Here is a 25,950-nt window from a genome sequence, read left to right on the forward strand (position 1 = left end):
AATCCTCTGTGATGTGGAAGGTGCGCCGAGGGCTACCCCGTCAGCGCGGTCCGTCCATCGTAGGGGCGTATTCCCACGAGGGAAACGTTCTGTCCACGACGCGCCGGTTCCGATCCGTCGGGCGCAGGATCCGGCGCCCCGGAGGCCGACGGGATGGAGCGCCGGTGCGCGGCAGAAGGGAGGCCGACGCGAGACGCAGGCGTCGCCGCCCGAGAGGTCGCCGCTCCCCCGGGACACGAGGGTGAACCGTGACCCACCTGTGACGCATTACTCATCAGTAGCCAACTATGGTCGTCGACAGGTTCCCTCAATGGCGAGGGGACCTGCCCGCCCGACTCAACGGCATACCGCCTCGTCGGGACCTGCTGACCTGCGGCACAGCGACGATCCAGGAGGCCTCAGGCCCTTCCCGCCCGCACGAGCATCCCGAGGTGCTCGAGATGCGCCTCGAGGGCGATGACGGTCTGCTGATGAGCACGCTCCGCACGGGCGCGCCCGAGGCTCCCGCCGAGCGCCGCACCGGCCGCCGCGCCCCAGCGGTATCGGATCTCCGTGGTGCGCCCGCCGGCGCGGATCTCGATCTGGGCGGTCAGGAAGAGGGCCTTCCCGGCCAGGGCGCCGAGGAGGATGGTCCGTCGGCGGCTGCCGCGCTCGTAGTCGATGCGGCCCTCGCCGCGCTCCCGTCGGCCCCAGCCGCGGTCGCGGAAGAAGGCGTCGAGGACCTCCCGTGCCGCGTCGGGGCCGCAGTTGACCACGAGCACCGTTGCGGTCGTGCGAGCCGATGCCCCGCCTGCCGCCGCGCCGCTCGCGCCACCGCTCATCGCTCCTGCTGACGGCGCGTCGCTCACAGGCGGGCCGACCCGATCCGGCGCAGCTCGGCGTTGCCCAGGTGCGGGACGTCGCGGTGGTCGTGCGGGTCCATGCCTGCCCCGATCGCGAGGGCGATCTGCAGGATGTCGCCGTGGGCGACGAGCACGACGGGGGCGTCGGCCGCGAGGGCATCCGCAGCGCGGAGCGCCTGGTCCACGCGCTCCGCCACCGCGGCGACCTGCTCGACGCCGTCGTCATGGGTGCCGCGCTCGCGGTCGACGGACCACACCAGGTCGTAGGCGCTGGAGGGCCCTTCGTCGTGCGCGCCGAAACCCCGCTCCCGCAGCCGTTCGTCGAGGCGGGGCGCGGCGGCACCGATCCCGTGCGCGAACTCCTCCGCGGTCTGCAGGGCCCGGGCGAAGTCGCTGGAGACGACGGTCGTCGTCGCCCCCAGCCCCTGCTCGAGCGCGCCGCGCGCCGTGGCCCGCGCCTGGCGTCGGCCCAGATCGGTCAGTCCCACGTGCGTCAGGGCGCGCGGCCCGGGCAGCGAGACGATCCGCCCTTCCACGTTGGCGGTGGATTCCCCGTGCCGCAGCACCCAGACGTCACTCATGGCCGCTCAGGGCGTGGTGACCTTGCCCGGGTTCAGGTTCCGCCCGGGGTCGTTGTCCGCGAACAGGCCCTTGACCATACGCACGCCGACCTCGCCGATGTCCTCGGTGATCCACGGCTGGTGCTCGGTGCCCACCGCGTGGTGGTGGCTGACGGTCGAGCCCAGATCCACGAAGGTCTGCTGCACAGCCTGCTTGGCCGCGTAGTACTGGTCCAGTGCCTGCTCGTCCGAGGAGTACGGGAAGGCGAAGGTGAAGTAGAGGCACGCCCCCGCGTGGTAGCTGTGCGACATATGGCAGAACATGAAGCCGGGCAGGCCCTGCTCCTCCTGCACCGCGTAGAACGCCTCGTACACCTTCGTGTGGACCTCGTTGATGCTCGACCAGGTCGCCCCGGTGTCGCACACGTCGCCGAAGACCTGGTAGTTCAGCAGGAAGTCGCGCAGGTACGGGGTGTCGAACTTCTTCTGGTCGTAGATCGCCCCGGGGCCGGCGCCCAGGGTGATACCGCCGGCGTTCTTCACGATCTTCTTGACGATCGACTTCTGCTGCTCGACCGCTTCCTTGGAGCCCTCGAAGCAGACGTAGGAGATCGACATCTCGTTCGTGGTGTCCCAGCCCTTGGAGCGCAGGTAGGCGAACAGCCCGTCCTGCACCTTCGCGGCCACCTTGCCCTTGGTGGAGCTGGGCTCCTTGACCATGGAGAGGCTGAATTCTGTCTCGGGCCCGTCGGAGAGACGGGTGAACGTGGGCGAGACGTCGGTGGAGCGGGCGATCGCGTGCATGCCGCGGATGCCGTGCTCCCAGTCGGGGTACATATAGGCGATGACCTGGCGCACCGGGGCGAGGCGGTGCACCTGCACGGTGGTCTCGGTGATGATGCCGAGGCGGCCCTCGCTGCCCAGGATCATCTCGTGCACGCTGGGGCCGGAGTCTCGGCCCGGGATCGCCTTGGTGACGGCGATGCCGTCGGGGTGGACCATGCGCAGGCCGCGCACGATGTCCTCGATGTCTCCGTACTTGTCGGACTGCATGCCCGAGGAGCGGGTCGCGGCCCAGCCGCCGAGGGTGGAGTACGTGAAGGAGTCCGGGAAGTGCCCGACGGTCCAGCCCAGGGCGTTGAGCTGCTCCTCGAGATCCGGGCCGTAGACGCCGGCCTCGACGCGCGCCAGGCCCGCGGTGTCGTCGATCTCGAGGACCTCGCGCATGCGGCCCAGGTTCATGGTGAGCACGGGGCGCTGCTCGGTGACGTCGGGCGTGACCGAGCCGGAGATGCAGGAGCCGCCGCCGTAGGGGATCAGCACCAGGTCCTTCTCCAGGACGATGCGCAGGACCTCGGCGACCTCGGCCTCGGAGTCCGGGTAGACCACGGCATCGACCAGGCGCCCGAAGTCACCGGCGCGCACACGGAACAGGTCGGGCAGGGAGCGGCCGAAGGAGTGCACGACGCGGTACTCGTCGTCCTCCAGCAGGTTCTCCTCGCCGACCACGCCGGTCAGCAGCGCACGCACGTCCTCGGGGAGGCGGGTCGCAGGCACGTCGAACGCCGAGAGGTCGGGCTCGACCGGCGTGTCCTTCGCGGCCAGGTCCACGCCCACCTTGTTCTTCGCGAGCGGCGCGAAGGCCGGCTTGTTGTCGTACCGGAAGGTGACGTCGTCCAGACCCCATCCCCACCACTTGTGCCGCTTGACCTCTCGGGCGCTCAGCCGGTCGCTCATGCGGTTTCCTCCTCGTCCGGGGCGTCCGCGCCCAGGACCTCGTCGTGATGCTGCTCGTACAGGTCTTTGACTCGTGCGCGGATCCGGTCGGAGAAGTCGACCGCGGATTCGTCCTGGTCGGAGATGATCGGCTCACCGAAGACGACGCGCACCGGGGGGCGGCCCTGCGGCCAGCTCCGCCCCTTGGGCATCGCCTCGTAGCCTCCGACGATCGCCGCAGGGATCACGGGCACACCCACGCTGATCGCGAGGGCCGCCCCGCCGGGCTTGAAGCTGGTCATCTGGCCGCTGCTCTGGCGCCCGCCTTCGGGGAAGACCAGGATCGGAACCCCGGCGCGCAGCAGCTTGCGGGACGTGCCCGAGTGCTTGCGATCGCCGCCGCGGTCGATCGGGAAGGCGTTGAGCATGGTGCGCACGAAGAATCGGCGGGGCCAGCCGTGCTCGAACCAGTAGTCCGTCGCGACTCCGGTGGACAGCAGCCGGCCCTGAGCCCACGGCAGGCTGAGCGCCAGCAGGGGTCCGTCGACATGGCTGGTGTGATTCGCGACCAGCACGAACGGCCCCCGGACGCTCTTGACGCGCCGGTGCATCACGACCTGCGGGGTCACTGCGGACCGCACGACCATCCGGAAGATCACGCGCTGCAGCACGAAGCGGAGCCCCGAGCGCCAGCGCGAGCGGTACTTCGCGAGCTCGCCCTCGGGCTTCTCCCAGCCCTCGCCGCGCGAGCGGGCCGAGAGCGACGCCATCAGACGTCGGCCGGGGCTGGGATGCTTCGCCCCGTTGCTCTGCGTGGTCTCGTCGTTCTGCGTGGTCTCGTCGTTCTGCGTCGACTCGCCGGGCTGCTTCGTCTCATCGGCCGGACCCTCCGGAGCGTCACCGCCGGCGTCGCCGCCGGGCTCCCCACCGGCGTCGGCACCCGTGTCGACGTCGGAGTCCTCATCAGCGGCGGCGAGGTCGTCGGCGACCGTGTCGGCGTCCTCGACAGGGCCCCCGGGACGCGCATGACCTGCGGCGTCACCGGATCGCGCCGGGAAGGCGGCGCCGGCGGGATCGACGGTGTCCTCAGGGTCCTGCCCGGGGATCTGCGAGGAGTTCTGCGGGGTCATGCGATCACTTCTCCCGGCTGCGGCGGTGGCTGAGCAGTGCGCTCAGTCGTGCCACGATCCCACGAGGCGTCGTGCGCAGCACACCGGCGATCCCCTTCCAGCGCAGCGAGGGGATCGAGACCGGCTTGCCACGGGCCACATCCCGCAGGCACTCCTCGACCAGGCGGTCGGCGTCGAGCCACAGCACACCAGGGATCGAGGAGCCCTTGATCCCGGCGCGGTTGTGGAACTCGGTGCGCACCCAGCCCGGCATGAGCGCGGTGACCTGCACGCCGGTGCCGGACAGCTGCACCCCGAGCGACTCGGAGTAGTTGCCCACCCAGGCCTTGATGGCGGAGTAGTTGTTCTGGGTCACCAGGGCGCTCACGGAGCCCACGTTGATGATCCAGCCGCGGCCACGCTCGCGCATCCCCCGGCCTGCCGCACCGCCGAGCTTCAGCACGGCGCGGATCATCACCTCGAAGCCGAGGTCATGGGCGGAGATGTCCTCCTCGAGGAGGCTCGCCTTCACGGAGAAGCCGGCATTGTTGACGAGCACGTCGACCGGTTTCGTCGCCGCCTCGAGGCGGTCGGCGACGCGCTGCTGCGACGCGCGGTCGGCGAGGTCGGCGACGAGGGTCTCGATCTCGACGCCGTACTCGCGGCGGAGCTGTGCGGCAGTCTCGTCCAGGCGGGAGGCGTCTCGCGCGACCAGCACGAGGGACGCTCCGCGAGAAGCGAAAGCTCTCGCGAAAGCGGCCCCGATGCCCGCGGTGCCACCGGTGATCAGGGCCCTATGCATGGCGGCTACGATACACTAGAGCCGCCCTGATCAGCGCGGGAAACACCCCTGGTGAGGCGACCCCGGGGCGCGTCGAACGCGACGGGATCGCGACACGGGCCCCATATCTTGCACGTCCTTCCGTACCCGTCCATCGAGGGAATCCATGTCGAACAGCACACCGTCCGCCGACCAGTCCGCGAGCAGCGGCGGGCACCGCGACGGGGATCGTCGGATCCTGCTGACCGGCGTCACCGGATTCCTGGGCCAGGCGGTCCTGCGGTCCCTCCTGGAGACCACCGAGAACACCCACATCACCGCCGTGGTGCGCCCCAAGGGTTCCCTCACCGGGCTCAAGCGCCTCGAGCAGCTGCTGCGCAAGCCCGTCTTCTCCTCCTGGGCCGACGCGATCACCACGAGCAGCCAGGACAGCCAGGACAGCCAGGACGCGAAAGACGGGAAGGCCGTCGTGAAGGCCGCATTCGACGCCCGTGTCTCCGTGCTCGAAGGCGATCTCACCGACATGCCCGCGATCGAGGACCCCTTCGACGTGGTCATCCACTCCGCGTCCTCGGTCTCCTTCGACCCGCCGATCGACGAGGCCTTCCGCACCAACGTCGGCGGGGCGAGGAACCTCTACGAGGCGCTGCTCGCCTCCGGCCAGGACCCCCACGTCATCCACGTCTCGACCGCCTACGTCGGCGGCATCGCGAAGGGCCTGCGCCAGGAAGGGTCGCTCCGGACCGACGTCGACTGGCGCGCCGAGTACCAGGCCGCGCTCGACGCCCGCACCCGCGTCGACGCCGAGTCCCGTCGGCCCGAGACCCTGCGCTCCCAGATCCGCGGCGCGACGCTGCGCACCGGTCGGATGGGCCCCAAGGCGGTCGCCTCCGCCTCCGAGGAGGCCCGCCGCGAGTGGGTCGACGAGCGCCTGGTCGACTTCGGTCGCACCCGCGCCCAGTCCGTGGGCTGGACCGACATCTACACCTTCACCAAGGCGATGGCGGAGCAGGTCGCCGAGGAGCTGTGGGCGGCCAACGGCCACCGGGTCTCCTTCGTGCGGCCCTCGATCATCGAATCGGCGGTCCAGAACCCGTACCCGGGCTGGATCGACGGCTACAAGGTCGCCGACCCGCTGATCATGGCCTACGGCCGCGGCGCCCTGCCCGAGTTCCCGGGCCTGGCGGACTCGATCCTCGACGTCATCCCCGTGGACTTCGTGGTCAACGTGATCGTGGCCCTGGCCACCCAGGACGTCACCCGCCGCGGCGACGACGCCTACTACCAGGTGGTCTCCGGCGCCTCGAACCCGCTGCCCTTCCACGAGATGTTCACCGCGGTGCGCGAGTACTTCGTGGAGCACCCGCTGGAGGACGACGAAGGCAAGGCCATCGAGGTCCCGGCCTGGACCTTCCCGGCCGTAGAGCTGGTCGAGCAGCGCTTCCGGGCCAAGGAGCTCGCCGCGAAGGTCGGGGCCACAGCCGTGGCCTACCTCCCCGCCACCAAGCGCACCCGCGCGTGGACGTCGGACCTGCACAAGGCGACGTCGGGCCTGACCACGCTGCGCATGTACATCGAGCTGTACCGCCAGTACACGAAGACGGAGATGGTCTTCGACGACGCCAACACGCGTGCCCTGCGCGACGAGCTGCCGGCATCGTTCCTGGAGGGACACGACTTCGACGTCACCGGGATCGACTGGCGCGAGTACTTCACGAAGCAGCACCTGCCGGCGGTCACCGACCTCACCAAGGCGTACTCCCGGGCGAAGTCCGCCCAGCGCAAGCGCACCTCGCGTCCCGCGCCGGAGCTCAAGCAGAACGAGAACGCCCTGGCCGTCTTCGACCTCGACGGCACCGTGCTCGCCACGAACATCGTCCAGCAGTACTTCGCGGTGGTGCGGGCGACGCGTCCCCGCCGGTCCTGGCCCGCCGAGATCGGCGGCCTGCTCGCCTCGGTTCCCGGCTACCTGCGGGCGGAGAAGCGGGACCGCTCCGAGCTGATCCGCACGGTCAACCGCCGCTACAAGGGCTACCGCAGCGACGAGCTGCGCTCTCTCATGCAGGGTGAGGCCGGGCGCCGCATCCGCGCGTCGATCCGTCCCGAGGCCCTCGAGACGATCGAGCGCCACCGTGCCGCCGGCCACCGCACCGTGCTGGTCAGCGGTGCGCTCGACGTGCTCGTGGAGCCGCTGGCGGGCCTGTTCGACGAGGTCGTCGCCACCCATATGGACGAGGACGCCTCCGGGGTCATGACCGGCTACCTGGCCACTCCCCCGCTGGTCGACGAGGCCCGCGCGAACTGGCTGAGCAAGTACGCCGATCTGCACGGCGCGGACCTCGCCGCCTCCTACGGCTACGGCGACTCCCACGCCGACGCCGCCTGGCTCGAGCTGGTCGGCTCCCCCACCGCCGTCTCCCCGGACCTCGGCCTGTACGGCGTGGCGAAGAAGAAGCGCTGGCAGATCCTGGAGTGGTGAGCCGCTGAACGCGGTGGGCCACCGAACGTGGTGGGCCACCGAATGTCGAGGGCCACTGAGCGTGGTGGGCCGTAGGACCGTCGTGCCAGCAGCTCCCGCTCGCCAGACCTGATCGACCAGCAGCCCCGTCGCCGTGCGACGGGGCTGCTTCATGTCCGGTGGGGCTGTTCGGTCTCCAGGCCGGGCCGCTTCGTGTCCGGGCGGGGCTGCTCCGTGTCCAGGCCGGGCGGCTTCGTGTCCGGGCCGGGCTGTTTCGTGTCCGGGCCGGGCTGTTTCGTGTCCGGGCGTGACGGCTTCGTGCGTGCCCCATGGGGAGGATGGCACGGGGACTCCTGCCCATCGCCCCTGGCCAGAAGGCCGACTACCGTAATTTTCAGGTCGAGCGGGAACTCCCGGGATGGGAACTGCGAGGCCTGGGGACGGCGAAGGTCGCGGTCCCGGATCCCGCCGAGAGGGGACCCTCATGACCAGAACGATCTATGCCCGCGGAGCAGCTCTGGCGGCCGCGACCATGCTGGCGCTGACCGCATGCGGCGGCTTCGGCGAGACCGAGGCCGAGAGCGAGCCGGGCGAGCAGGGCCAGGAGCAGGACCGCGGGGGCGACGGTGAGGACGATGGCACCGACGAGGAAACTGGGAAGGGCGCAGACGAGGGCACCGAGGATGGTGCCGACGAAGGCACTGACCAGGGCACGGACGAGGACGACTCCTCCACGGAGGACGGCGACGAGTCCGGCAGCGATACCTCCGACGGCGCGGGCACCGACGAGAGCGCCGATGGCGAGGACGCGGGCTCCGACGATGCAGGCTCCGACAACGACGACGCCGCCGCCGAGGGCACCGCTGCCTCCGCGGGCGAGCCCGCGGTCGTCGAGATCGGCACCGAGCTCGTCGACGAGGAGACCGGCGACGTGGTCACGATCGTCTCCGCAGTGCGGGGCAATCCCACCGACTTCTACGCCGCGACGGACAACCCCGACGGCGAGATGATCTACCTCGAGGTGGCCGTGACGCCCGGCGGCCAGTACGGCGGAGTGGTCAGCCAGTCCGACTTCTACCTGGAGGACGGCGGCGAGGAGGTCAACTACGCGGCGAGCGCCGACGAGGAGGTCTCCGACGCGGGCTTCGAGTACTTCGAGGGGGCGCCGCGTCGCGATGGCGAGGCCACCGGCTACATCCCGATCTACGTCGAGACCACGGATGACACCCTCACCGGCTCGTACGTGCGACCCGAGGCGGAGGTGATCGGCGAGGACACCGTGATCCCCGAGTTCCGGGGCGAGTTCGAGATCCCGGCCGTCTGATCGTCGTCGGCTGATCATCGCCGTCTCATCGCTGCACTCACATCTCGTCCACCAGCCCCGCTGCAGCGGGGGTCGACAGCGCACCAGGGGCGCACCGCATCCGCGGTGCGCCCCTGGTGCATGGTGCATGCATGACTGCTCGGCCCGGCGGCCGCCCCGGGCTCAGAGCACCGAGGCGAGGAAGTCCTGGAGGCGGTCGGACCTCGGATTCTCGACGAGCTCCTGGGCGGTGCCCTGCTCGACGATCCTGCCCTCGTCCATGAACACGACCCTGTCGGCGACCTCGCGGGCGAAGCCCATCTCGTGGGTCACCACGATCATGGTCATCCCGCCCTCGGCGAGCTCCTTGAGCACCGCGAGGACCTCGGCGACCAGTTCCGGGTCCAGGGCGGACGTCGGCTCGTCGAAGAGCATCAGCTCGGGCTCCATGGCCAGGGCGCGGGCGATAGCGACGCGCTGCTGCTGGCCGCCGGAGAGCTCCGAGGGGTAGTGATCGGCGCGGTCGGACAGCCCCACCCGCTCGAGCAGGGCGAGCGCGGACTCCTTGGCCTCGGCCTTGGACCGCCCCAGCACCTGGATCGGGGCCTCCATGATGTTCGCCAGGGCGGTCATGTGCGGGAACAGGTGGAAGCGCTGGAAGACCATGCCGATGCGCGAGCGCTGGCGGGCGATCTCGGCGCTGGGCAGCTTCTGCCAGCGACCGTCGGCCAGCGGTTCCTCGGTGTAGCCCTGGGTGACGCCGGCGATGCGCACCCGGCCGGCCGTCGGCTCCTCGAGCTGGTTGATGCAGCGCAGCAGGGTGGACTTGCCCGAGCCGGAGGGGCCGATCAGCACGGTCACCTCGCCCGGGGCGACGGAGAGGTCGCAGTCCTTGAGCACGTGGAGCTCGCCGAAGGCCTTGTGGATGCCCTCGAGCTGGATGAGCGGCGCCGCAGGGTCGGGCATGGCAGCCGGGTCGGGCGGGGCGGCCTGGTCGCGCGCGGCGGTCAGACCGGGCGTGGCGGCCCGGTCGGGCGTGGCGGCAGGAGCGTCGTCGGGCGTGGGCGTGGCGGCGTGGGTCATCAGAGCTCCACCTCCGGGAGCGAGTCCTTGGGGGTCGTGCCGGCGCGGTTCACGGCGGACTGGCGCGAGCGCTTCGGGGCGCCGCCGGGGCGGTCGTCGAAGCCGCGGCCGAAGTACCGCTCGAGGAAGAACTGGCCCACCATCAGCACGCTGGTGATCGCGAGGTACCATATCGCGGCCACGATCAGCAGCGGTATCGGGGCGTAGAGCTTGTTCGAGATCGCGTTGGTGGCGAAGGTCAGATCCAGGGTGAAGGGCACGGCGAGAACGAGCGAGGTCGTCTTCAGCATGCCGATGGTCTCGTTGCCCAGAGGCGGCACGATCACGCGCATGGCCTGGGGGATGATGATGCGCCGCAGGATGTTGCCGTTGCCCATGCCGAGCGCCTTGGAGGCTTCCGTCTGCCCCTTGTCCACGGAGTTCAGGCCCGAGCGGATGATCTCGGCGAGGTAGGCGCCCTCGTTCAGGCCCAGGCCCACCACGGCCGCCCAGAACGCCGGGAAGTAGTCGCGGGTGGAGAAGGAGAACCACTCGGGACCGAAGGGGACGCCCAGCGCGATCTTGGGGACGATCACGGTGAACAGGCCCCAGAACACCAGCTGGGTGTACACCGGCGTGCCGCGGAAGATGAAGATGTACGCCCAGGAGACGCCGCGGAGCACCGGGTTCTCGCTGCGTCGCATGATCGCGGCGGCGAGCGCCACGACGGTGCCGAGCACCATCGCGAGCACGGTGATCAGCAGCGTCCAGCCCACGCCCTGGACCACCTTGACGTCCAGGATGTAGGTCGCCACGGTGGGCCAGTCGAAGACGGGGTTGGTGATCAGGAAGTTGATCAGGCCCAGCACGACCAGCGCGACGATGACGGCGCTGATCCAGGTGCCGGGGCGCGGGCTGCGCCGGGCGCGGATCCGGCCCGGGATCGGGTCGACGGCGCGACGGCCGGTCGCGGGGCCTGCCGAGGCTGCGCCGGGGGCGGGGGCGGGGGTCTGTGTGCTCACTGCTGCGGGTCCACTTCCGAGGTCTCGATCATGCCGTTCTCATTGCCCCAGGCCACGAGGATGTCGCGGAGGGCGCCGGAGTCGATGAGGTGCTGCACCGCCGCGCGGATCGCCTCGGCCAGCTCCGGCTGGTCCTTGGCGACGACGATGCCGTTCAGGGCCGCGTCCTCGATCTCGCCGACCTCCTCCAGAGTGCCGCGGGAGCGGTCCACGGCGTAGGCGACGACGGGCGAGTCGCCGATCAGCACATCGGCCTTGCCGCCGGCGACGGCGGTCGCGGCGTCCGCATTGCCGACGTAGGGCTGGTCGACGATGCCCTGGCCGCCCGTGTCCTTGCACTCCTGGTCGCGTTCGACGACGACGTCGTCCATATAGGTGCCCACCTGGTGGGCGACGCGGGTGCCGCACAGGTCCGGCGGAGTGATGCCGTAGGGGTTCCCGGTCTTCACGGCGTAGGACATCCCCGCCGCAAAGTAGGACACCATCGAGACCTGCTCGAGGCGCTCGGGGTTGATGGTGAAGCTCGAGATCCCGACGTCGTACTTCGAGCCGATCGACGGGATGATCTGTGCGAACACCGCGGATTCGGTGCGGGTCGTCAGGCCCAGCACCTTGCCGACGGCGGCGAGGATGTCCATGTCGTAGCCGACAGCCCCTCCCCCGGAGCCGACGAACTCGCCGGGCGCGTAGTTCAGGGCGGCGCCGTTGACCAGCTCGCCCCGCTCGCGGATCTCGGCGGGGACGAGGGCGGCGAGCTCGGGCTGCTCCTCGATGCCGTCGACGTCGACCTCCGGGATCGCGTTGGACTCGGCGTCCAGGCGGACGGAGGCATCGGTGCAGGCGGCGAGCGCAGGCGCGAGAGCGGCGCCGCCCAGGGCGAGCGGCAGCGCGCGCAACAGGGCGCGCCGGCGGGGATGCCGACGGGGGCGGAGGGAAGTCACGAGTGAATAGTATTCACACGAATGCATGAAAACAAACCAGTGTTGGCTGGTTCACCGCAGTGGCCGCGGAGCCCGTCAGCCCAGCTGCATGCTGCCGGTCTCGGTGGAGGGCTCTCCCTCATGCGAGGCGTCGTGCGCGACCTCGTGGGCGGCGTCGTGCGCGCCCTCGTGCGCGGCGAGCTCCTCCTCCGCGTCGATGTCCACGGCGGCGCCCTCGAACTGCGAGCGGTACAGCCGGGCGTAGGCCCCGCCGGTCGCCAGCAGCTGCTCGTGATCGCCCTGCTCGACGATGTCGCCGTCCTCCATCACGAGGATGAGGTCCGCGTCGCGGATCGTGGAGAGGCGGTGGGCGATCACGAAGGAGGTGCGGCCCTCGCGGAGTCGGTTCATCGCGTTCTGGACCAGCACCTCGGTGCGGGTGTCCACGCTCGAGGTGGCCTCGTCCAGGATCAGCAGGCTCGGCTTGGCGAGGAAGGCGCGGGCGATGGTCATCAGCTGCTTCTCGCCGGCGGACAGCGAGGACTCGTCGTCGTCCACGATCGTGTCGTAGCCCTCGGGCAGCTGCCGGGCGAAGTCGTCCACGTGGGTGGCGCGCGCGGCCTCGAGGACCTCCTCGTCGGTCGCATCCAGGCGCCCGTAGCGGATGTTCTCCCGCAGGCTCCCCTTGAACAGCCAGGTGTCCTGGAGCACCATGCCGGTGCGCTCGCGCAGCTGGGCACGGGTGAGGTCGCGGATGTCGATCCCGTCGATCGTGATCCGCCCGCCGTCGACCTCGTAGAACCGCATCACGAGGTTGACCAGGGTGGTCTTGCCGGCGCCGGTGGGGCCGACGATCGCGACGGTGTGCCCGGGGTCGGCGACGAGGGACAGGTCGCGGATCAGCTCGCGCTCGGGGGTGTAGGAGAAGCGCACATGCTCGAACTCGACACGGCCCTCGTGGATGCCGGCGGCGGCGGTGTCGAGGGTCGTCTCGGGCTCCTGCTCGTCGGCGTCCAGCAGCTCGAAGACCCGCTCGGCGCTGGCCACACCGGACTGCAGCATGGTCGCCATCGAGGCGACCTGGCTCAGCGGCTGGGTGAACTGGCGGGAGTACTGGATGAACGCCTGCACGTCGCCGAGGGTGAGCTGGCCGGAGATGATCCGCAGCCCGCCCACGATCGCGACGACCACGTAGCTGAGGTTCCCCACGAACATCATGATCGGCATGATCAGCGACGAGACGAACTGGGCGCCGAAGGTCGCCTTGAACAGCTTCTCGTTGCGCTCCTCGAAGCGCTCGGCGATCTGCTCGCGGCGGCCGAAGACGGTCACCAGCGAATGCCCGGTGTAGGCCTCCTCGACCTCGGAGTTCATCACCCCGGTCGCGTCCCACTGCTGCGCGAACAGCTTCTGCGACCTGGAGCCCACGATGGCCGTGAGCAGCACGACCACCGGGATCACGGCGAGCGCGATCAGGGAGAGCTGCCAGGAGATCGTGAGCATCATGACCAGCACGCCGATCACCGTGAGGATCGAGTTCACGAGCCCCGTCACGGTGTTCATCAGCGTGTTCTGGATGTTGTCGATGTCGTTGGTGACGCGGGAGAGGATCTCGCCGCGCTTCATCCTGTCGAAGTAGGCCAGCGGCAGCCGGTGCAGCTTCTCCTCCACCTCACGGCGCATCCGGTACACCATGCGGTAGATGACCCGGTTCAGGGCGACGCCCTGAAGCCACATGAGCAGCGCGGAGCCGACGAACAGCCCCACCGCCAGGGCGAGGGTCTGATGGAGGGAGGTGAAGTCGATGCCTTCGCCGGGGGTCAGGTGCATCCCCGAGAGCAGGTCCGCCATCTGCCCTTCGCCGCGCTCGCGCATCTGGGCGATGACGTCGGCCGGTTCGGCTCCCGCCGGGAGGTTCTTGGAGATCAGCCCGGTGAAGATGATGTCGGTGGCGCGGCCCAGGATCTTCGGGCCGACGACGCTGAGCGCGACGGACACGAAACCGATGAGGATCGCGCCGATCATGAACTTGCGCTCCGGACCGATCTCCCGCAGCAGGCGCTTGGCCGAGGGCCAGAAGTTCTTGGCGCTCTGCCCGGGGCGCAGGCCCCGCTGGGCGTCCTTCTCGCTGGCGATCTCGTCGGCGGCCTTCGCCTCGTCGCCCGCCGCGGCGTGGCTCGTCGTGGTGTCGGCGGCGGACGTACCGCGGGCTGTCGTGTCGCCGGCGGTCGTGCTGTCAGCGGTTGTGTCGTCGGGAGTCGTATCTCCTGCTGCGACGCCGGCTGCGGGCTCGCGCTTCTTCTTGAAGGGAGACATCAGGCCACCTCCTCCTCGACGCCCTGCGAGCGCACGATCTCCTGATAGGTCTCCGAGGTCTCGAGCAGCTCGGTGTGGGTGCCCTGGTCCACGATGCGCCCGTTGTCGAGCACGAGGATCAGATCCGCGTTCGTGATCGTGGTGACGCGCTGGGCGACGATCAGCATCAGCGCATCGCGGGTCTCCGGGACCAGCGCCGCGCGCAGTTTCGAGTCGGTGGTGAGGTCCAGCGCGCTGAACGAGTCGTCGAACAGGTACAGCGACGGCTTCGCGGCCAGCGCCCGGGCGATGCACAGCCGCTGCCGCTGACCGCCGGAGACGTTGGTGCCGCCCTGGGCGATCGGCGACTCCAGCTCGGTGGGCATGGCGGCCACGAAGTCGCGGCCCTGCGCGACGCTCAGGGCGTGCCACAGCTCCTGCTCGTCGGCCGACGGGTTGCCGAAGCGGAGGTTGCTCGCGACCGTGCCGGAGAACAGGTAGGGACGCTGCGGGACCAGGCCCACGCGATCCCACAGCACGTGGGCGTCCAGGTCGCGGACGTCGTGGCCGTTGAGCAGCACCCGTCCCTCGCTCGCGTCCATCAGGCGCGGCACGAGGTTGACGAGGGTGGTCTTGCCGGCGCCGGTGCCGCCGATGATCGCGACGGTCTGGCCGGCGCGGGCGGAGAAGGAGATGTTCTCCAGCACCGGGCGCTCGGCGCCGGGATAGGTGAAGGAGACATCCTCGAAGGTCAGCTCGATGGGACCCTCGATCTCGCGCACGCCATCGGTGCGCTGGACGACGCTGGTGTCCGTGTCGAGCACTGCGGAGATGCGCTCGGCGGAGACCATCGCGCGCGGGATCATCATCGTCATGAAGGTCGCCATCATGACCGCGATGAGGATCTGCATCAGGTACGCGATGAACGCGGTGATCGAGCCGACCTCCATCTGCCCGGAGTCGATGCGGGGCGCCGCCACCAGCAGCACCATCACGCTGGAGACGTTGAGGATGAACATGATGATCGGGTTGATGAGGATCATCAGCAGGCCGATGCGGCGGTTCAGGTCGGTGAGCTGGTCGTTGACCACGCCGTAGCGCTCGCGCTCACGGTCCTCGCGCACGAAGGCGCGCAGCACGCGGATGCCGGTGATCTGCTCGCGCAGCACCCCGTTGATGTCGTCGATCTTGCCCTGCATCTGCTTGAACAGCGGCGCGGCCCGGAAGATCAGGATGCCGACGGCGACCAGCATGATCGGCACCATCACGGCGATCAGCCACGCCATGCCCGGCTCGACCCGCAGGGCGAGGACCACGCCGCCGATCCCGGTGACCGGGGCCTGCACCAGCATGTTCAGGGAGAAGAACACCAGCATCTGGACCTGCTGGACGTCGTTCGTGGAGCGGGTGATCAGCGAGGGCGTGCCGAACTCGCTCAGCTCGCGCGGCGAGAAGGAGGAGACCTTCGAGAAGACCGTGGTGCGCAGATCCTTGCCGACCCGCATCGCCGAGCGCGCCGCGAAGAAGTTCGCGGCCACGAGGGCGATGACGTTGCCCAGCGAGATCAGCAGCATGATCTTCCCGAGCTGCCAGATCACCGGGACATCCGCCTTGGCGACGCCGTCGTCGATGATGTCGGCGTTCAGCGTGGGCAGATAGAGCGCGGCCAGCACGCCGACGATCTGGAACAGCACCACCAGGAGGATCCAGAGCCAGTACGGCTTCACGGACCTCAGGACGAGTCGCAGCAGGGTCACGTGGCTCCTTCGATCACGGCACGGGCCAGACCGTGCCGGTGCGCCGCAGGAAGCCTAGTCCTCCAGGCAGGGAAACGGCATCCGACTTCCGTCGGTCCGCCGATCGGTGGAGGGGGTGGGCGAGGTCGGCGAGAAGGCTCCGAGGCGGCGGCGGTCGACCGAACCGCGACGCCACCTGCTGGCCGACGAATCCGGTGCGCGTCACGGTGCCGGAACAGTCTGACGCGCATTGCGCCGAGGGCGTGATCCGTCCGACGCCCCTGCGGCGTCCACGGAGGCCCGTGCTCTACCGTGGTCCGCGTGAACCGACCTGTCCAACGCCTCATCATCGCCGTCCTCGCCCTCATCCTGGTCGTCTCCGTCGGCGCTGTCGGGATCAGCTCGCTGACGGGCAACAACCCCAGCGATGAGAACCAGAGCGAGCAGCCGACAGCCGCGAACCCGGACGATCGACCCACGGCGGACCCCGCGGATCAGCCCCCGAAGCCCGAGCTGCCCCGCCCCGAGGAGCCCGCCGGACTCACCGAGCAGACCTCCGAGGGTGCGCAGGAGACTCTCACCTACCTGCTCGAGTCGTACACGTACATGATGACCACCGGTGACACCTCCGTATGGGAGGACTCCGTGGACCCCAACTGCGAGGTGTGCACCACCTTCCTGGGCAACGCCCAGATCCTCCACGAGCAGGACGGCTACCTCGTCGACGGCGAGTTCGACGTGCGCTCGACCGGCTTCTCCGGCACCGGCGAACCCCCGGCCACCGGCCAGGTCGTCGCGGACTTCACGCAGGAGGCCAGCATCATCGTCGATGACCCGAACCTCCAGGCCAACCCCATCGACGAGGTCTCCGGCCAGCTCATCGCCCAGGTCGCCTGGGACGGCACGCGCTGGCGCGTGACCGACATGAGCATCGCCCCCGCCTCCAGCGGTGCGAGCGACGCGGGCGGTGCGAGCGACGCGGGCTGAGCGGGCTGAGCGGGCTGACGCAGATGGGGCCGACGCAAGGACAGGTCATGACGGCAGCACAGTGCCATCCGCGTCGTCACCCGCCACCGGCCACCGGCCACTCACCACTCACCACTCACCACTCACCACTCACCACTCACCACTCACGCATCCTCGAGTACTGCCGAGCACCGAGCACCGAGCACCGAGCACCGAGCACCGAGCATGCACCACGTGTCGTTGAGAGCGGCCTCAACGACACGTGGTGCTTGATGCCGCGCAGTAGCTGGAGCAGCTGACCGCTCCGTCCGAGTGCGCTGACCCGGGCATTGTGGATGAACAGCACCAGCTGACGGCTCTGCACGCATCCTGGTGCCATGCCGAGACCTCCCGCGCCCCTCCCCGCAACGTTCCCCTGGAACGTGTTCACGCGAGCAGAAGCTGCGAGTGCAGGGATCTCCGTGGAACGTCTGCGCCGCGCGGACCTGAGGAGGCTGCGACAGGGCCTCTTCGCCCGGACTGCAACAGAACTCGTCGAGATGGATATTGCCTCCGCCCTGTGCCGAGCCGATCCGGGCGCAGCGGTCGTCGGGGTGAGCTCCGCCAGGATCCAAGCCCTCCCTCTTTCCCTGCGTCTCGACCAATGGAGCGAAGGCACCCCGGTGCACATCTCCTTCCCTCAGGGCAGGAGGATCACCGACGGAGTGATCAGCAGACACGCGCTTGTCCTCGGGCCCGGTGATCTCCGCACTGCGTCGTTCGTCCATCCCTCGTCCGACGCAAGCAGCTCGGACCGCCTCGAGCTGCCGCTGCGACTCACCTCCCGAGCCCGGACCTGGCGGGATCTCGCCGGAGTCCTGTCACACTCTCGACTGGTGGCAATCGGTGATCACCTGGTGCGTCGGCCTCGCCCTGACTTCGAGTTCGGCAGGTCCGAGCCATGGTGCTCGCTCGAGGACCTGGCGCTCCAGTGCACTGGTCGGCATGCGCGGATTCTGCGCGCTGCACTGCGTGACGTGCGCGTCGGCGCGGACTCTCCCCGCGAGACGCTGCTGCGCCTCGCCTTCGCAGATGCCGGACTGCCTGAGCCGGAGATCAATGTTCCCCTGGTCGGAGCGGACGGCCGCATCCGGCACACTCCGGACTTCCAATGGCCCGCACACCGGATCGCTGCGGAGTACGACGGCAAGGGTCACAGCAAACCAGACCAGGTGAAGCGGGACATCGCGCGCGCTCGACGCGTGCGGGATGCCGGCTGGACCGAGGTTCGGCTGTTCGCCGCCGATGCCGAGGACGGCTGCGCGGGTGCGGTGGACCAGATCCGCCGAGAGCTGCGGTGCAAGGGATGGGTGCCGTGACGCCCCCTTGCTCGACCACCGCCCCATCACCCTCGCAACGCCTCCGTAGCTCCTCCTTCCTCGCGCCGCCCAACCGCCCTCGTACCGCCCAACCTGCAGCACGTGTCGTTGAGCGGCCTCTCACCGACACACAATGCACTCTCGATGGCACTCCCCGACGGAAGGCCAGTACGGAGGCGCGACAGCAGGCGGGCGCCGGGACGAGCAGGCGGGCGGGTCAGCTGGCTAGTGGGTGAGTGTGTACCGGGATGCGCGAGCGGACTAGCGCTGAAGAGCAGACGAGCAGACGAGCAGACGAGCGGACGAGCGGACGAGCGGACGAGCGGACGAGCGGACGAGTCGTCTATACCTTCCGGGAAGCCCGATAGAGGAACAGGTCGGTCCGGTACGGGATGCCGACGGTGCTGCCGGGCTCGTGGCCGAGGTGGTCGTGGAGGTACCAGTCGAGGTTCGCGAGCACCTTCGCGCGGCGCTCCTCGGAGGCGGTGATGACGTAGCTGCGGGTGCGAGCGAGGTCGATGATGTCGCCGGTGGGCATCGGGTCTTCCCACTGGTGCACGCTGCGGCGCGCGAGCGTGAGACCCGGGCCGACGGTGGGCGTGAAGTCCTCGCGGTGGATGTCCCCGGCGTGCATGATCCGGGAGAGGCGATGCACCCACGGGATCGTCACGTCGAGCATGTTCCACACCAGGGCGAGCACGCCGCCGGGGGCGAGCAGCCGTGTGACCTCTGCCGACGCGGCCTCGGCGTCGAACCAGTGCCACGCCTGCGCGACCGTGACCAGCTCCGCCGAAGCATCCGGGAGGCCCGTGGCCTCGGCAGGAGCGACCTGCGTGGCGAGGGTGGGGGCGGCGGGGGCTGCGGGGGCTGCGGGGGAACTGAGCCGTGGCACGGGGTCGACGGCGGATGTGGGGTCGACGGCGGATGTGGGGTCGACGGCGGATGTGGGGTCGACGGCGGATGTGGCGCTTGCATCCAGATCGGCCGACGGGCCACGCCGCAGAGCTGTCTCCAGCATGGCGCGGCTGGTGTCCACGGCGGTGACGGCGAGACCCCGCTCCGCGAGCGCCCACGACAGCTTGCCGGTGCCGGCCCCGAGGTCGACGGCGCGGGGCTCCGCGCGGTTCACCTCGGCGAGAATCGCGTCGAGCACGGCGGGCGGGTAGCCGGGCCGTAGGCGGTCGTAGTCCTCGCCCTGGTCCTGGAAGGCCGCCGCGAGGGCGCTCTTGCGCTCCGCACTGCCGAAGCGGGGCTCGTCTCGCGCGGAGATCGCGGGGACAGGAGGGTTCACGGAGTCCGGCACGACCAGAATTCTAGATGCTCGAGAGATGAACAGACAGGGCGTGATGCATGCCCGGCTCAGTCTTCGATATATCCCGTCTCCGGGTCGACCTGCTCGAGGAAGTTCCGGATGATCGCCAGATGATCGGCCATCTGCAGAGGCGGTGAATTGTGCGCAGCGAGAGAGAATCCGTACTGAGCGTTCGAGCCAGACGTCCAGTCATAGCCGTAGTTGCCGGGAGCGCCGTGCGAGACCGTGAAGACTTCTCCGTCGCACTCGAGCCTGAAGGACATCAGCGTCGCCACCTTTTCACCTCAGTAGGTTCCTCTCCCGGTCAGCAGCCACGGTACGGCGAGGCAGACCGCGAGAGCGAGGACAAGGGCGAAACCTGCCAGGACCAGCTGCCAGGGCGCTGCTTCCCGCCCGCGTAGCAGGGCCACGATGCTGAGCAGAGTCACCACGAGCGCGAGCAGAGCGCCGAGAAGCGACACGGGGATGAGGGCCAGCACGCTCCCGATCCAATCGTGATGCTCTGTGGCCTCCCTGGAGCCGTCCGGCGGCGGCAGGTAATAGGTGACGCGCGCGGACGTGGCTGCTATCAGGGTCGCGAGAGCGGATACGAGCGTCGCAATGGCCCCGAGCACGACCGTGAGCACCGCCCGCCGGGATCGCTTCGTCCCGAGAGCCAGCTCGTCGGCCCGAGCTCTCGCGTCTGCGCCTGTGCCCGCGTCCGCCCCTGTGCCCGCGGTCTCACCTGTGCCCGCTCGCGGGCCCGCGTTCTCGGTGTCGCGCTCCGTCCCCATGGTCCGTCCCCTCACGCGCTCGCCCGTCGATGCTGACCGACGCAGGGCGTCCAGCCCTCCGGTCGCCCTGCCCGGGCAAGACTGCCCAGCGTCTCGGCGGATGTCGATGGGGAGTTCTCACTGCGACGCGCGGTGCGCCACCCAGGAGCGGTGCAGGCCCGCGTAGATCCCGCCCTCGAGCTCGACCAGCTCGGCGTGGGTGCCGTGCTCGGCGAGGTCGCCGCCGTCGAGCACCATGATCCGGTCGGCGCGTTCCGCAGTGGAGAGCCGGTGGGCGATGGTGATGGTGGTGCGGCCCCGGGCAAGGCCGTCGACGGCCTGCTGGACGTGCACATCACTCCATCATCGTCGTTCGACTCACGTCACGGGATGAGCGGGAGATATTGCTTGCGGGCGAGCATCGAATGGATGATCTCCTCGGTGCCGTCGTCCCAGATCAACACCACCAATTCGAGAAGACGAGCGTGGGTATCGAATCCCAGCCGGAATTCGCGCTGCGGGTTCTCCTCATCCAGTGGAGCGAGGTAGACCGCGGTGCTGCCCGCACGAATCGACTCCTCAGGAGCGATGCCGTGCTTGAGCGCTGAGGGGCGGACCCTCACGCAGTCGTCCACTCACGGACGGCTTGTCGGATCGCCTCTGAACGATTCAGATGCTCCCGGTCCGCACGCTGCATGAGCGAGGCGATCTCCTCGTCGGTGAATCGCACAGGCACCACCTGGGCTGCCTGCTCTCCGCGGGCGGGCCGCCCGCGTCGGCGCAGTTGCTCCACGTCGTAACCGGCCTCGGCTTCAGCAACCCAGGCGTCGACCTGCTCCTCGGGAACCTCACGTCCCTGCATCTTCCTCATACCACGTATTGTATTACGTATACCTGTGCCATGGCCAGGCAGCCCGCCACGGCCGTGATCGCAACGACGGTGCACCGCCTGCTGCTCACCGCGACGCGCGGTGCGCCACCCAGGAGCGGTGCAGGCCCGCGTAGATCCCGCCCTCGAGCTCGACCAGCTCGGCGTGGGTGCCGTGCTCGGCGAGGTCGCCGCCGTCGAGCACCATGATCCGGTCGGCGCGCTCGGCGGTGGAGAGCCGGTGGGCGATGGTGATCGTGGTGCGGCCGCGGGCGAGGCCGTCGATGGCCTGCTGCAGGCGCACGTCGGCCGCGGGATCCACGGCGCTGGTCGCCTCGTCGAGCACGATCACGTCGGGGTCGGCGAGGTAGGCGCGGGCCAGGGCGACCAGCTGCCGCTCCCCCGCGCTGAGGGATTCGCCGCGCTGGCCGACGGGGGTCGCCAGACCCTCGGGCAGCTCGTCGGCCCAGGTGCCCAGGCCCAGCTCGGCGAGCGCCTGGTGCATCTCCGCCTCGGTGGCGCCCGGCCTGCCGTACAGGAGGTTCCCGGCGACCGTCGTGTCGAAGAGGAAGCCCTCCTGCGGCACCATGATCACGCGCGAGCGCAGCGAGGCGTACGGGATGAGGTGCACGGGCACCCCGCCGATGAGCAGATCGCCGCTGGCGGGATCCATCATGCGGGTCAGCAGCTTGGCGAACGTCGTCTTGCCACTGCCGGTCTCCCCCACGATCGCGATGCGGCTGCGGGCGGGCAGGTCCACGGTGATGCCGTGCAGCACCTCCGGGCCCGTCGGATAGGAGAACCGCAGGTCGCGGATCTCGATGTCGAGCAGACCGTCGGGCAGCTCCGTCGCGCCGGGCACCGGGTTCAGGCGCTTGCCGGTGTGGGGGTCCATGGCGCCGCCGGGGTCGGCGACGTCGGCCGGGGTGTCGAGCACGCCGAGCACGCGCCGCCAGCCGGCAACGGCGTTCTGGGCCTCGGAGAGCATCTCGATGCCCATCCGCACCGGCTGGCTGAACAGCGACACGAGGAAGACGAAGGCGATGACGCCGCCGGCGGTGAGGTCGCCGCCGGGCAGGTTCACGCCGAACGCCTCGGTGCCCAGCAGGATCCCGACCACGACCACCACGGCGGTGGCGAGCCCGTCGGCCGTCTCGGAGAGGAAGAACGAGGCGGACTGCGGCTTCAGCACGGAGAACTGGGCATTGCGCACGTCGCGGACCCGCTCGAACTGGCCGGCGCGGGTGCGGTCCTCGATGCCGTAGGCGCGCACGGTGGCGGCGCCGACGAGGGACTCCGAGACGGAGCCGAGCATGGTGCCCACGTTGGCGCGGACCTGCTGGAAGCGGGCGCGGATCCGCTTCTGCAGCGAGCCCATGATGAGCAGGATCGGGATGTAGCAGATCCACACCACGAGGGCGAGCGGCCACGAGTAGAACGCCATCACGGCGGTGGCGAGCACGAGCTGCATGCTCATGACGACGAGCATGATGCCGCCGAAGCTCATGAACTGGCTGACGGTGTCGACGTCGCTGGTCACGCGGGAGACGAGCGCGCCGCGCTGCTCGGTGCCCTGGGTGAGCAGCGAGAGGTCGTGGATGTGGCGGAAGGCGCGCTTGCGCAGGGTGGCCAGCGAGGTCTCGGCGAGCCGGAACAGCCGACGGTTCATCAGCACGTTGCAGGTGGCGGTGACCAGCAGGACCAGCGCGGCGAGCCCGGCCGCGCCCCCGACGAAGGCGAGGTCGGGCCGCTCGGGGGCGATGATGCCGCGGTCCAGGATGGACTGCACCGCGATCGGCACGACGACCTTTCCGCCGGTCGCGACCACGGCCAGCAGCAGAGTGATCCAGATGCCGCGCAGCAGCTCCGGGGTCAGGGCGAGGCCGCGCCGGATCGTGTGCAGCGCGGATTCGTCGGTGGTGGTCTCGCTGCCGAGGGCGGAGGATTCGGCGCGGTCGGCTGCGGGTGCGGCGGTCATCGGCCGTCCTCCTTCTCATCGCGCGGTGCTGAGTCGGGTGCGGGGCGCGGCTCCTGAGGGCCGACGGGGCGCGCCTCCTGGAGGCCGACGGGGCGCGCCTCCGCGCGGTCCGCGCCGACGGGGTCGGGCTCGGACGGGTCCGGTGGGAGCGCATGCAGCGCCCCGGTGGTCGCGGGCGGCTCGCACTCGCACTCCCCGTCGGGGGTGACGTCCTCGCGGCGGTACCTGCCCTCGCCGTGGCGCTCGACCGCGGCGGAGACGGTGCGGGCCCGGTCGGCGTCCACGGCGATGCTGGGGTCGGGGCCGTCGCTGGGCTGCGGCCCCGAGGACTCGAGCAGGTTGTGGGAGATCGCGGCCTCGTCGTACGCGTCGACCAGGGCGCGGTAGCCCTCGCTGTCCGTGCGCAGCTCCTCGTGGGTGCCGCTCGCGGCCACGCGCCCGTGGTCGAGGAAGACGACCTGGTCGGCGAGGGAGATCGTGGACTTGCGGTAGGCGATCAGCAGCAGCGTGGACGAGGTCATCTCACGGCGGATCCCGTCGAGGATCGCCAGCTCCACGGTGGGATCGCAGGCGCTGGTCGCATCATCCAGGATCAGCAGCCGGGGTCTGCGTGCGAGGGCGCGGGCCAGGGCGATGCGCTGGCGCTGCCCGCCGGAGAGCGATCCGCCGCGCTCTCCCAGCTCGGTGTCCAGTCCGTCGGGCAGGGCGTTCACGAAGGTCTCGGCCTGGGCCACGCGCAGCGCCCAGCGGATCGTCGCCTCGTCGATGTCCTCGCCGAGGGTGACGTTCTCGCGCACGGTGTCGTCGAAGATGAAGGCCTGCTGGAGCACCAGGGCGACATCCGCGGTGAGGGCGTCGGCCGTGAGGCAGCGCAGATCCGCACCGTCCACGGAGATGGCGCCCTCGTCAGGGTCCACGAGCCCGGCCGCGAGCAGGGCGAGGGTGGACTTGCCCGACCCGGTGGCGCCGACGACGGCCAGCACACGGGTGCCTGCCTCCGGATCAGCACGAAGGGTGACCCCGTGCAGCGCCGCGGAGGTGCGCAGGTGGTCCTCGGCGCGCGCGCCGCGACCGAGGATGACCTGGGCGGGGTCGTCGCGGTAGACGAACGAGACCTCGTCGAAGGTGAGCACGCCGGGGCCCGCGGGCAGGGCGTCGGGGCCGTAGGTGCGCTGTTCGGTGACGTCGAGGATCTGCTGCACGCGGCCGCCGCCGACGACGGTGCGCGAGAGGTCGCCGAGCACCCAGCCGAAGGAGCGGATCGGCAGGGACATCAGGGTGAACAGGTACGCGACCTCGACGAGCTGGCCGGTGGTGAGGTGCCCGTCGCCGATGCGCCAGGCGCCGAGCACGGCGACGGCGAGGATGCCGAGGTTGGGCAGGGCGTCGATCGCGGGGTCGAACCAGCCGCGCACGTAGCCGAAGCGGATCCCCGTCTCGCGCAGGTCGTCCGCCGCGCGGGTGAAGCGCTTCTCCTCGACGTCCTCACGGCCCAGCGACTTCACGACGTTCGCGCCGTCGAAGGACTCGTGCGCGATCTCGGCGACCTCGGCGCGCAGCCGCTGGGAGCGCACCGCGATCGGGGTCGCGAAGCGCTGCAGCAGCACGTTGAGGATGATCAGCAGCACGATGAGGGCGAGCATCACCAGCAGGATCACGGCGTCGATGCGGGCCACGACGACCGTCGCGTACACGAGCATCACGATCGTGGACAGCGCGAACGGGAAGGGCGCCATCGCGAAGAACGCGGCCTCGACGTCGGAGTACACCGAGCTCAGCAGGGTGCCGGTGGACTGCCGGCGGTGCCAGAGCAGCGGCACCTTCGCGTAGACGGCGGTGAGGCGCTCGCGGTACAGGCGGAACAGGTCGAACTGGGCGGCGGCGGCGAAGATGCGGCGGGCCATCACGGTGACCGCGCGGGCCACGGCGATGCCGAAGATCGCGAGGCCGCCGCCGACGATCAGGCCGATCTGGGGCTCGCCGCCGGCGAAGGACGGCACGACGACGTTCTCGGTGACGCGCCCGATGATCGAGGAGGTCGCGATCTGCAGCAGCGCGAAGACGGTCGCGCCGAGCACGGCCAAAGAGAACCAGAGGCGCTGCTCCCAGGACCCCTTGAGCAGTCGCTTCAGGCCCGGGACCAGCACGGCGGGGTGGTCGCGCTCGATATTCGCGATCGGACGCGGCGCGGGCGCAGGGGCATTGGCGCCGGCCGGATCTGGTGCGCTGCCGCGGGCCGGAGCGGACGAGTTGCCGGGGGCGGTGGTGGCGTCGGGCGTGGTGACGGGAGTCGCGGCGGAGCGCGGTGCGGGGGTGGTCATGCGGTCACGAAGTGGACGACGACGCCGATCGCGAACACGATCGTGGAGAGCATGGCCAGCGAGAACTCGATCATGATGCCCACACCGAGCGCCTTGACCGCGATCCAGGCGGAGCCGAGGCCCTTCTTCAGATCCTTCTGCCGCACGGCCTCGCTGATGCACAGGCCGAGCACGAACCCGATCGGGAGGCCCAGCAGCGGGATCACGAAGAACCCGACGATGCCGGCGGCGATGCCCACGTAGATCGGCCACATCGGCACCTCGGCGGCGTGCAGCTTCCGGCCGGTGAGGACGTAGCTGGTGGTCACGCCGATCGCGCTGAGCACGAGCACGATGCCGAAGACGATCCAGGCGGGCCAGCCGCCGATCACGATGGCCCATACCAGGGTCGCGATCGCGATCGTGATGGTGCCGGGCAGCACGGGCACGACGATCCCGGTGAGTCCGACGATGTACGCCAGACCCGCCAGGACGGTGACGATGATCTGGACGGTGAGGGAGTCCACGGGTCCTCCGGAGGGGCTCGAGATGTGTCAGTCCCCGGCGGGTGCGTGAGCGTTCACGACCAGGATGCGGGGCGGCGTCGGCCCC

General features: G+C 70.0%; 23 protein-coding genes. 4 read left to right on the forward strand and 19 right to left on the reverse strand.

Annotated elements, in window-relative coordinates; genetic code table 11:
• Positions 1–398: 398 nt before the first annotated feature.
• From ACT3T5_RS06305 to ACT3T5_RS06325, 5 genes are read right to left on the reverse strand one after another with little or no spacing between them, the layout of a single operon-like run.
• Complete coding sequence (locus ACT3T5_RS06305; RefSeq protein WP_444593896.1) at positions 399–821, reverse strand: hypothetical protein; 423 nt, start codon at positions 819–821, stop codon at positions 399–401.
• A gap of 23 nt (positions 822–844) precedes the next feature.
• A complete protein-coding gene (locus ACT3T5_RS06310) occupies positions 845–1,423 on the reverse strand; it encodes a histidine phosphatase family protein (RefSeq protein ID WP_444579248.1) in 579 nt (192 codons plus the stop codon).
• A 6-nt stretch (positions 1,424–1,429) separates the two neighbouring features.
• Positions 1,430–3,139 (reverse strand): FAD-binding oxidoreductase, encoded by a 1,710-nt coding sequence (locus ACT3T5_RS06315; protein ID WP_444579246.1) that lies wholly within the window; start codon positions 3,137–3,139, stop codon positions 1,430–1,432.
• On the reverse strand, positions 3,136–4,248 hold the full coding sequence (locus ACT3T5_RS06320) for a lysophospholipid acyltransferase family protein (RefSeq protein ID WP_444593897.1): 1,113 nt from the start codon (positions 4,246–4,248) through the stop codon (positions 3,136–3,138). The genes ACT3T5_RS06315 and ACT3T5_RS06320 overlap by 4 nt, the downstream gene beginning before the upstream one ends.
• A 4-nt stretch (positions 4,249–4,252) precedes the next feature.
• Entirely contained in the window at positions 4,253–5,029 is a 777-nt protein-coding gene (locus ACT3T5_RS06325) for an SDR family NAD(P)-dependent oxidoreductase (protein ID WP_444579243.1), read from the reverse strand.
• Between the two features lie 145 nt (positions 5,030–5,174).
• On the opposite strand from ACT3T5_RS06325, the gene ACT3T5_RS06330 reads away from it, so the two are divergent.
• Positions 5,175–7,487: an HAD-IB family hydrolase gene (locus ACT3T5_RS06330; protein ID WP_444593898.1), complete on the forward strand. Its 2,313-nt coding sequence runs from the start codon at positions 5,175–5,177 to the stop codon at positions 7,485–7,487.
• 463 nt (positions 7,488–7,950) lie between these two features.
• Entirely contained in the window at positions 7,951–8,790 is an 840-nt protein-coding gene (locus ACT3T5_RS06335; protein WP_444593899.1) for a hypothetical protein, read from the forward strand.
• Between the two features lie 162 nt (positions 8,791–8,952).
• Here the strand turns inward: ACT3T5_RS06335 and ACT3T5_RS06340 are convergent, their stop codons facing one another.
• The 5 genes from ACT3T5_RS06340 to ACT3T5_RS06360 all read right to left on the reverse strand — a co-directional run bounded on the left by ACT3T5_RS06340 (position 8,953) and on the right by ACT3T5_RS06360 (position 15,825).
• On the reverse strand, positions 8,953–9,735 hold the full coding sequence (locus ACT3T5_RS06340; protein ID WP_444594016.1) for an amino acid ABC transporter ATP-binding protein: 783 nt from the start codon (positions 9,733–9,735) through the stop codon (positions 8,953–8,955).
• A gap of 116 nt (positions 9,736–9,851) precedes the next feature.
• Positions 9,852–10,853 carry an amino acid ABC transporter permease gene (locus ACT3T5_RS06345; protein ID WP_444579239.1) on the reverse strand — a complete coding sequence of 334 codons (1,002 nt, stop codon included), beginning with the start codon at positions 10,851–10,853 and terminating at the stop codon, positions 9,852–9,854.
• Positions 10,850–11,794: an ABC transporter substrate-binding protein gene (locus ACT3T5_RS06350; protein WP_444593900.1), complete on the reverse strand. Its 945-nt coding sequence runs from the start codon at positions 11,792–11,794 to the stop codon at positions 10,850–10,852. The genes ACT3T5_RS06345 and ACT3T5_RS06350 overlap by 4 nt, the downstream gene beginning before the upstream one ends.
• 75 nt (positions 11,795–11,869) lie before the next feature.
• Positions 11,870–14,089, reverse strand: coding sequence for an ABC transporter ATP-binding protein (locus ACT3T5_RS06355; RefSeq protein ID WP_444593901.1), 2,220 nt, complete (start codon positions 14,087–14,089; stop codon positions 11,870–11,872).
• Positions 14,089–15,825, reverse strand: a complete 1,737-nt coding sequence (locus tag ACT3T5_RS06360) for an ABC transporter ATP-binding protein (RefSeq protein WP_444579236.1) — start codon at positions 15,823–15,825, stop codon at positions 14,089–14,091. The genes ACT3T5_RS06355 and ACT3T5_RS06360 overlap by 1 nt, the downstream gene beginning before the upstream one ends.
• A gap of 300 nt (positions 15,826–16,125) precedes the next feature.
• On the opposite strand from ACT3T5_RS06360, the gene ACT3T5_RS06365 reads away from it, so the two are divergent.
• Both ACT3T5_RS06365 and ACT3T5_RS06370 read left to right on the forward strand, forming a co-directional pair.
• Entirely contained in the window at positions 16,126–16,791 is a 666-nt protein-coding gene (locus ACT3T5_RS06365) for a DUF6318 family protein (RefSeq protein WP_444579234.1), read from the forward strand.
• 854 nt (positions 16,792–17,645) lie between these two features.
• Positions 17,646–18,128 (forward strand): hypothetical protein, encoded by a 483-nt coding sequence (locus tag ACT3T5_RS06370; protein WP_444579233.1) that lies wholly within the window; start codon positions 17,646–17,648, stop codon positions 18,126–18,128.
• A 343-nt stretch (positions 18,129–18,471) separates the two neighbouring features.
• Here ACT3T5_RS06370 and ACT3T5_RS06375 read toward each other — a convergent pair whose 3' ends face one another.
• From ACT3T5_RS06375 to ACT3T5_RS06415, 9 genes are all read right to left on the reverse strand, one after another.
• Complete coding sequence (locus ACT3T5_RS06375) at positions 18,472–19,431, reverse strand: class I SAM-dependent methyltransferase (protein WP_444593902.1); 960 nt, start codon at positions 19,429–19,431, stop codon at positions 18,472–18,474.
• Between the two features lie 56 nt (positions 19,432–19,487).
• Positions 19,488–19,703 (reverse strand): hypothetical protein, encoded by a 216-nt coding sequence (locus ACT3T5_RS06380; RefSeq protein ID WP_444579231.1) that lies wholly within the window; start codon positions 19,701–19,703, stop codon positions 19,488–19,490.
• Positions 19,704–19,724: 21 nt separating this feature from the next.
• On the reverse strand, positions 19,725–20,213 hold the full coding sequence (locus ACT3T5_RS06385) for a hypothetical protein (protein ID WP_444593903.1): 489 nt from the start codon (positions 20,211–20,213) through the stop codon (positions 19,725–19,727).
• A gap of 117 nt (positions 20,214–20,330) precedes the next feature.
• A complete protein-coding gene (locus tag ACT3T5_RS06390; protein WP_444579229.1) occupies positions 20,331–20,546 on the reverse strand; it encodes a hypothetical protein in 216 nt (71 codons plus the stop codon).
• Between the two features lie 29 nt (positions 20,547–20,575).
• Positions 20,576–20,815 carry a hypothetical protein gene (locus ACT3T5_RS06395; protein WP_444579227.1) on the reverse strand — a complete coding sequence of 80 codons (240 nt, stop codon included), beginning with the start codon at positions 20,813–20,815 and terminating at the stop codon, positions 20,576–20,578.
• A complete protein-coding gene (locus tag ACT3T5_RS06400) occupies positions 20,812–21,063 on the reverse strand; it encodes a ribbon-helix-helix protein, CopG family (protein WP_444579226.1) in 252 nt (83 codons plus the stop codon). Before ACT3T5_RS06400 ends, ACT3T5_RS06395 begins: the two co-directional genes overlap by 4 nt.
• Before the next feature lie 85 nt (positions 21,064–21,148).
• Positions 21,149–23,038, reverse strand: coding sequence for an ABC transporter ATP-binding protein (locus tag ACT3T5_RS06405; RefSeq protein WP_444593904.1), 1,890 nt, complete (start codon positions 23,036–23,038; stop codon positions 21,149–21,151).
• A complete protein-coding gene (locus ACT3T5_RS06410) occupies positions 23,035–25,359 on the reverse strand; it encodes an ABC transporter ATP-binding protein (RefSeq protein ID WP_444593905.1) in 2,325 nt (774 codons plus the stop codon). The genes ACT3T5_RS06405 and ACT3T5_RS06410 overlap by 4 nt, the downstream gene beginning before the upstream one ends.
• Positions 25,356–25,865 carry a DUF456 domain-containing protein gene (locus tag ACT3T5_RS06415; protein ID WP_444579222.1) on the reverse strand — a complete coding sequence of 170 codons (510 nt, stop codon included), beginning with the start codon at positions 25,863–25,865 and terminating at the stop codon, positions 25,356–25,358. The genes ACT3T5_RS06410 and ACT3T5_RS06415 overlap by 4 nt, the downstream gene beginning before the upstream one ends.
• Positions 25,866–25,950: the final 85 nt, after the last annotated feature.

It is taken from the genome of Brachybacterium sp. AOP3-A1-3 (assembly GCF_052378285.1).
Lineage (GTDB): Bacteria > Actinomycetota > Actinomycetes > Actinomycetales > Dermabacteraceae > Brachybacterium.

Coding starts and splice junctions, on each gene's coding strand:
- ACT3T5_RS06320 (WP_444593897.1), bottom strand. CDS start 4,248: ATGACCCCGCAGAACTCCTCGCAGATCCCCGGGCAGGACCCTGAGGAC.
- ACT3T5_RS06355 (WP_444593901.1), bottom strand. CDS start 14,089: ATGTCTCCCTTCAAGAAGAAGCGCGAGCCCGCAGCCGGCGTCGCAGCA.
- ACT3T5_RS06330 (WP_444593898.1), top strand. CDS start 5,175: ATGTCGAACAGCACACCGTCCGCCGACCAGTCCGCGAGCAGCGGCGGG.
- ACT3T5_RS06325 (WP_444579243.1), bottom strand. CDS start 5,029: ATGCATAGGGCCCTGATCACCGGTGGCACCGCGGGCATCGGGGCCGCT.
- ACT3T5_RS06340 (WP_444594016.1), bottom strand. CDS start 9,735: ATGCCCGACCCTGCGGCGCCGCTCATCCAGCTCGAGGGCATCCACAAG.
- ACT3T5_RS06335 (WP_444593899.1), top strand. CDS start 7,951: ATGACCAGAACGATCTATGCCCGCGGAGCAGCTCTGGCGGCCGCGACC.
- ACT3T5_RS06380 (WP_444579231.1), bottom strand. CDS start 19,703: ATGTCCTTCAGGCTCGAGTGCGACGGAGAAGTCTTCACGGTCTCGCAC.
- ACT3T5_RS06410 (WP_444593905.1), bottom strand. CDS start 25,359: ATGACCACCCCCGCACCGCGCTCCGCCGCGACTCCCGTCACCACGCCC.
- ACT3T5_RS06405 (WP_444593904.1), bottom strand. CDS start 23,038: ATGACCGCCGCACCCGCAGCCGACCGCGCCGAATCCTCCGCCCTCGGC.
- ACT3T5_RS06385 (WP_444593903.1), bottom strand. CDS start 20,213: ATGGGGACGGAGCGCGACACCGAGAACGCGGGCCCGCGAGCGGGCACA.
- ACT3T5_RS06400 (WP_444579226.1), bottom strand. CDS start 21,063: ATGAGGAAGATGCAGGGACGTGAGGTTCCCGAGGAGCAGGTCGACGCC.
- ACT3T5_RS06305 (WP_444593896.1), bottom strand. CDS start 821: ATGAGCGGTGGCGCGAGCGGCGCGGCGGCAGGCGGGGCATCGGCTCGC.
- ACT3T5_RS06310 (WP_444579248.1), bottom strand. CDS start 1,423: ATGAGTGACGTCTGGGTGCTGCGGCACGGGGAATCCACCGCCAACGTG.
- ACT3T5_RS06315 (WP_444579246.1), bottom strand. CDS start 3,139: ATGAGCGACCGGCTGAGCGCCCGAGAGGTCAAGCGGCACAAGTGGTGG.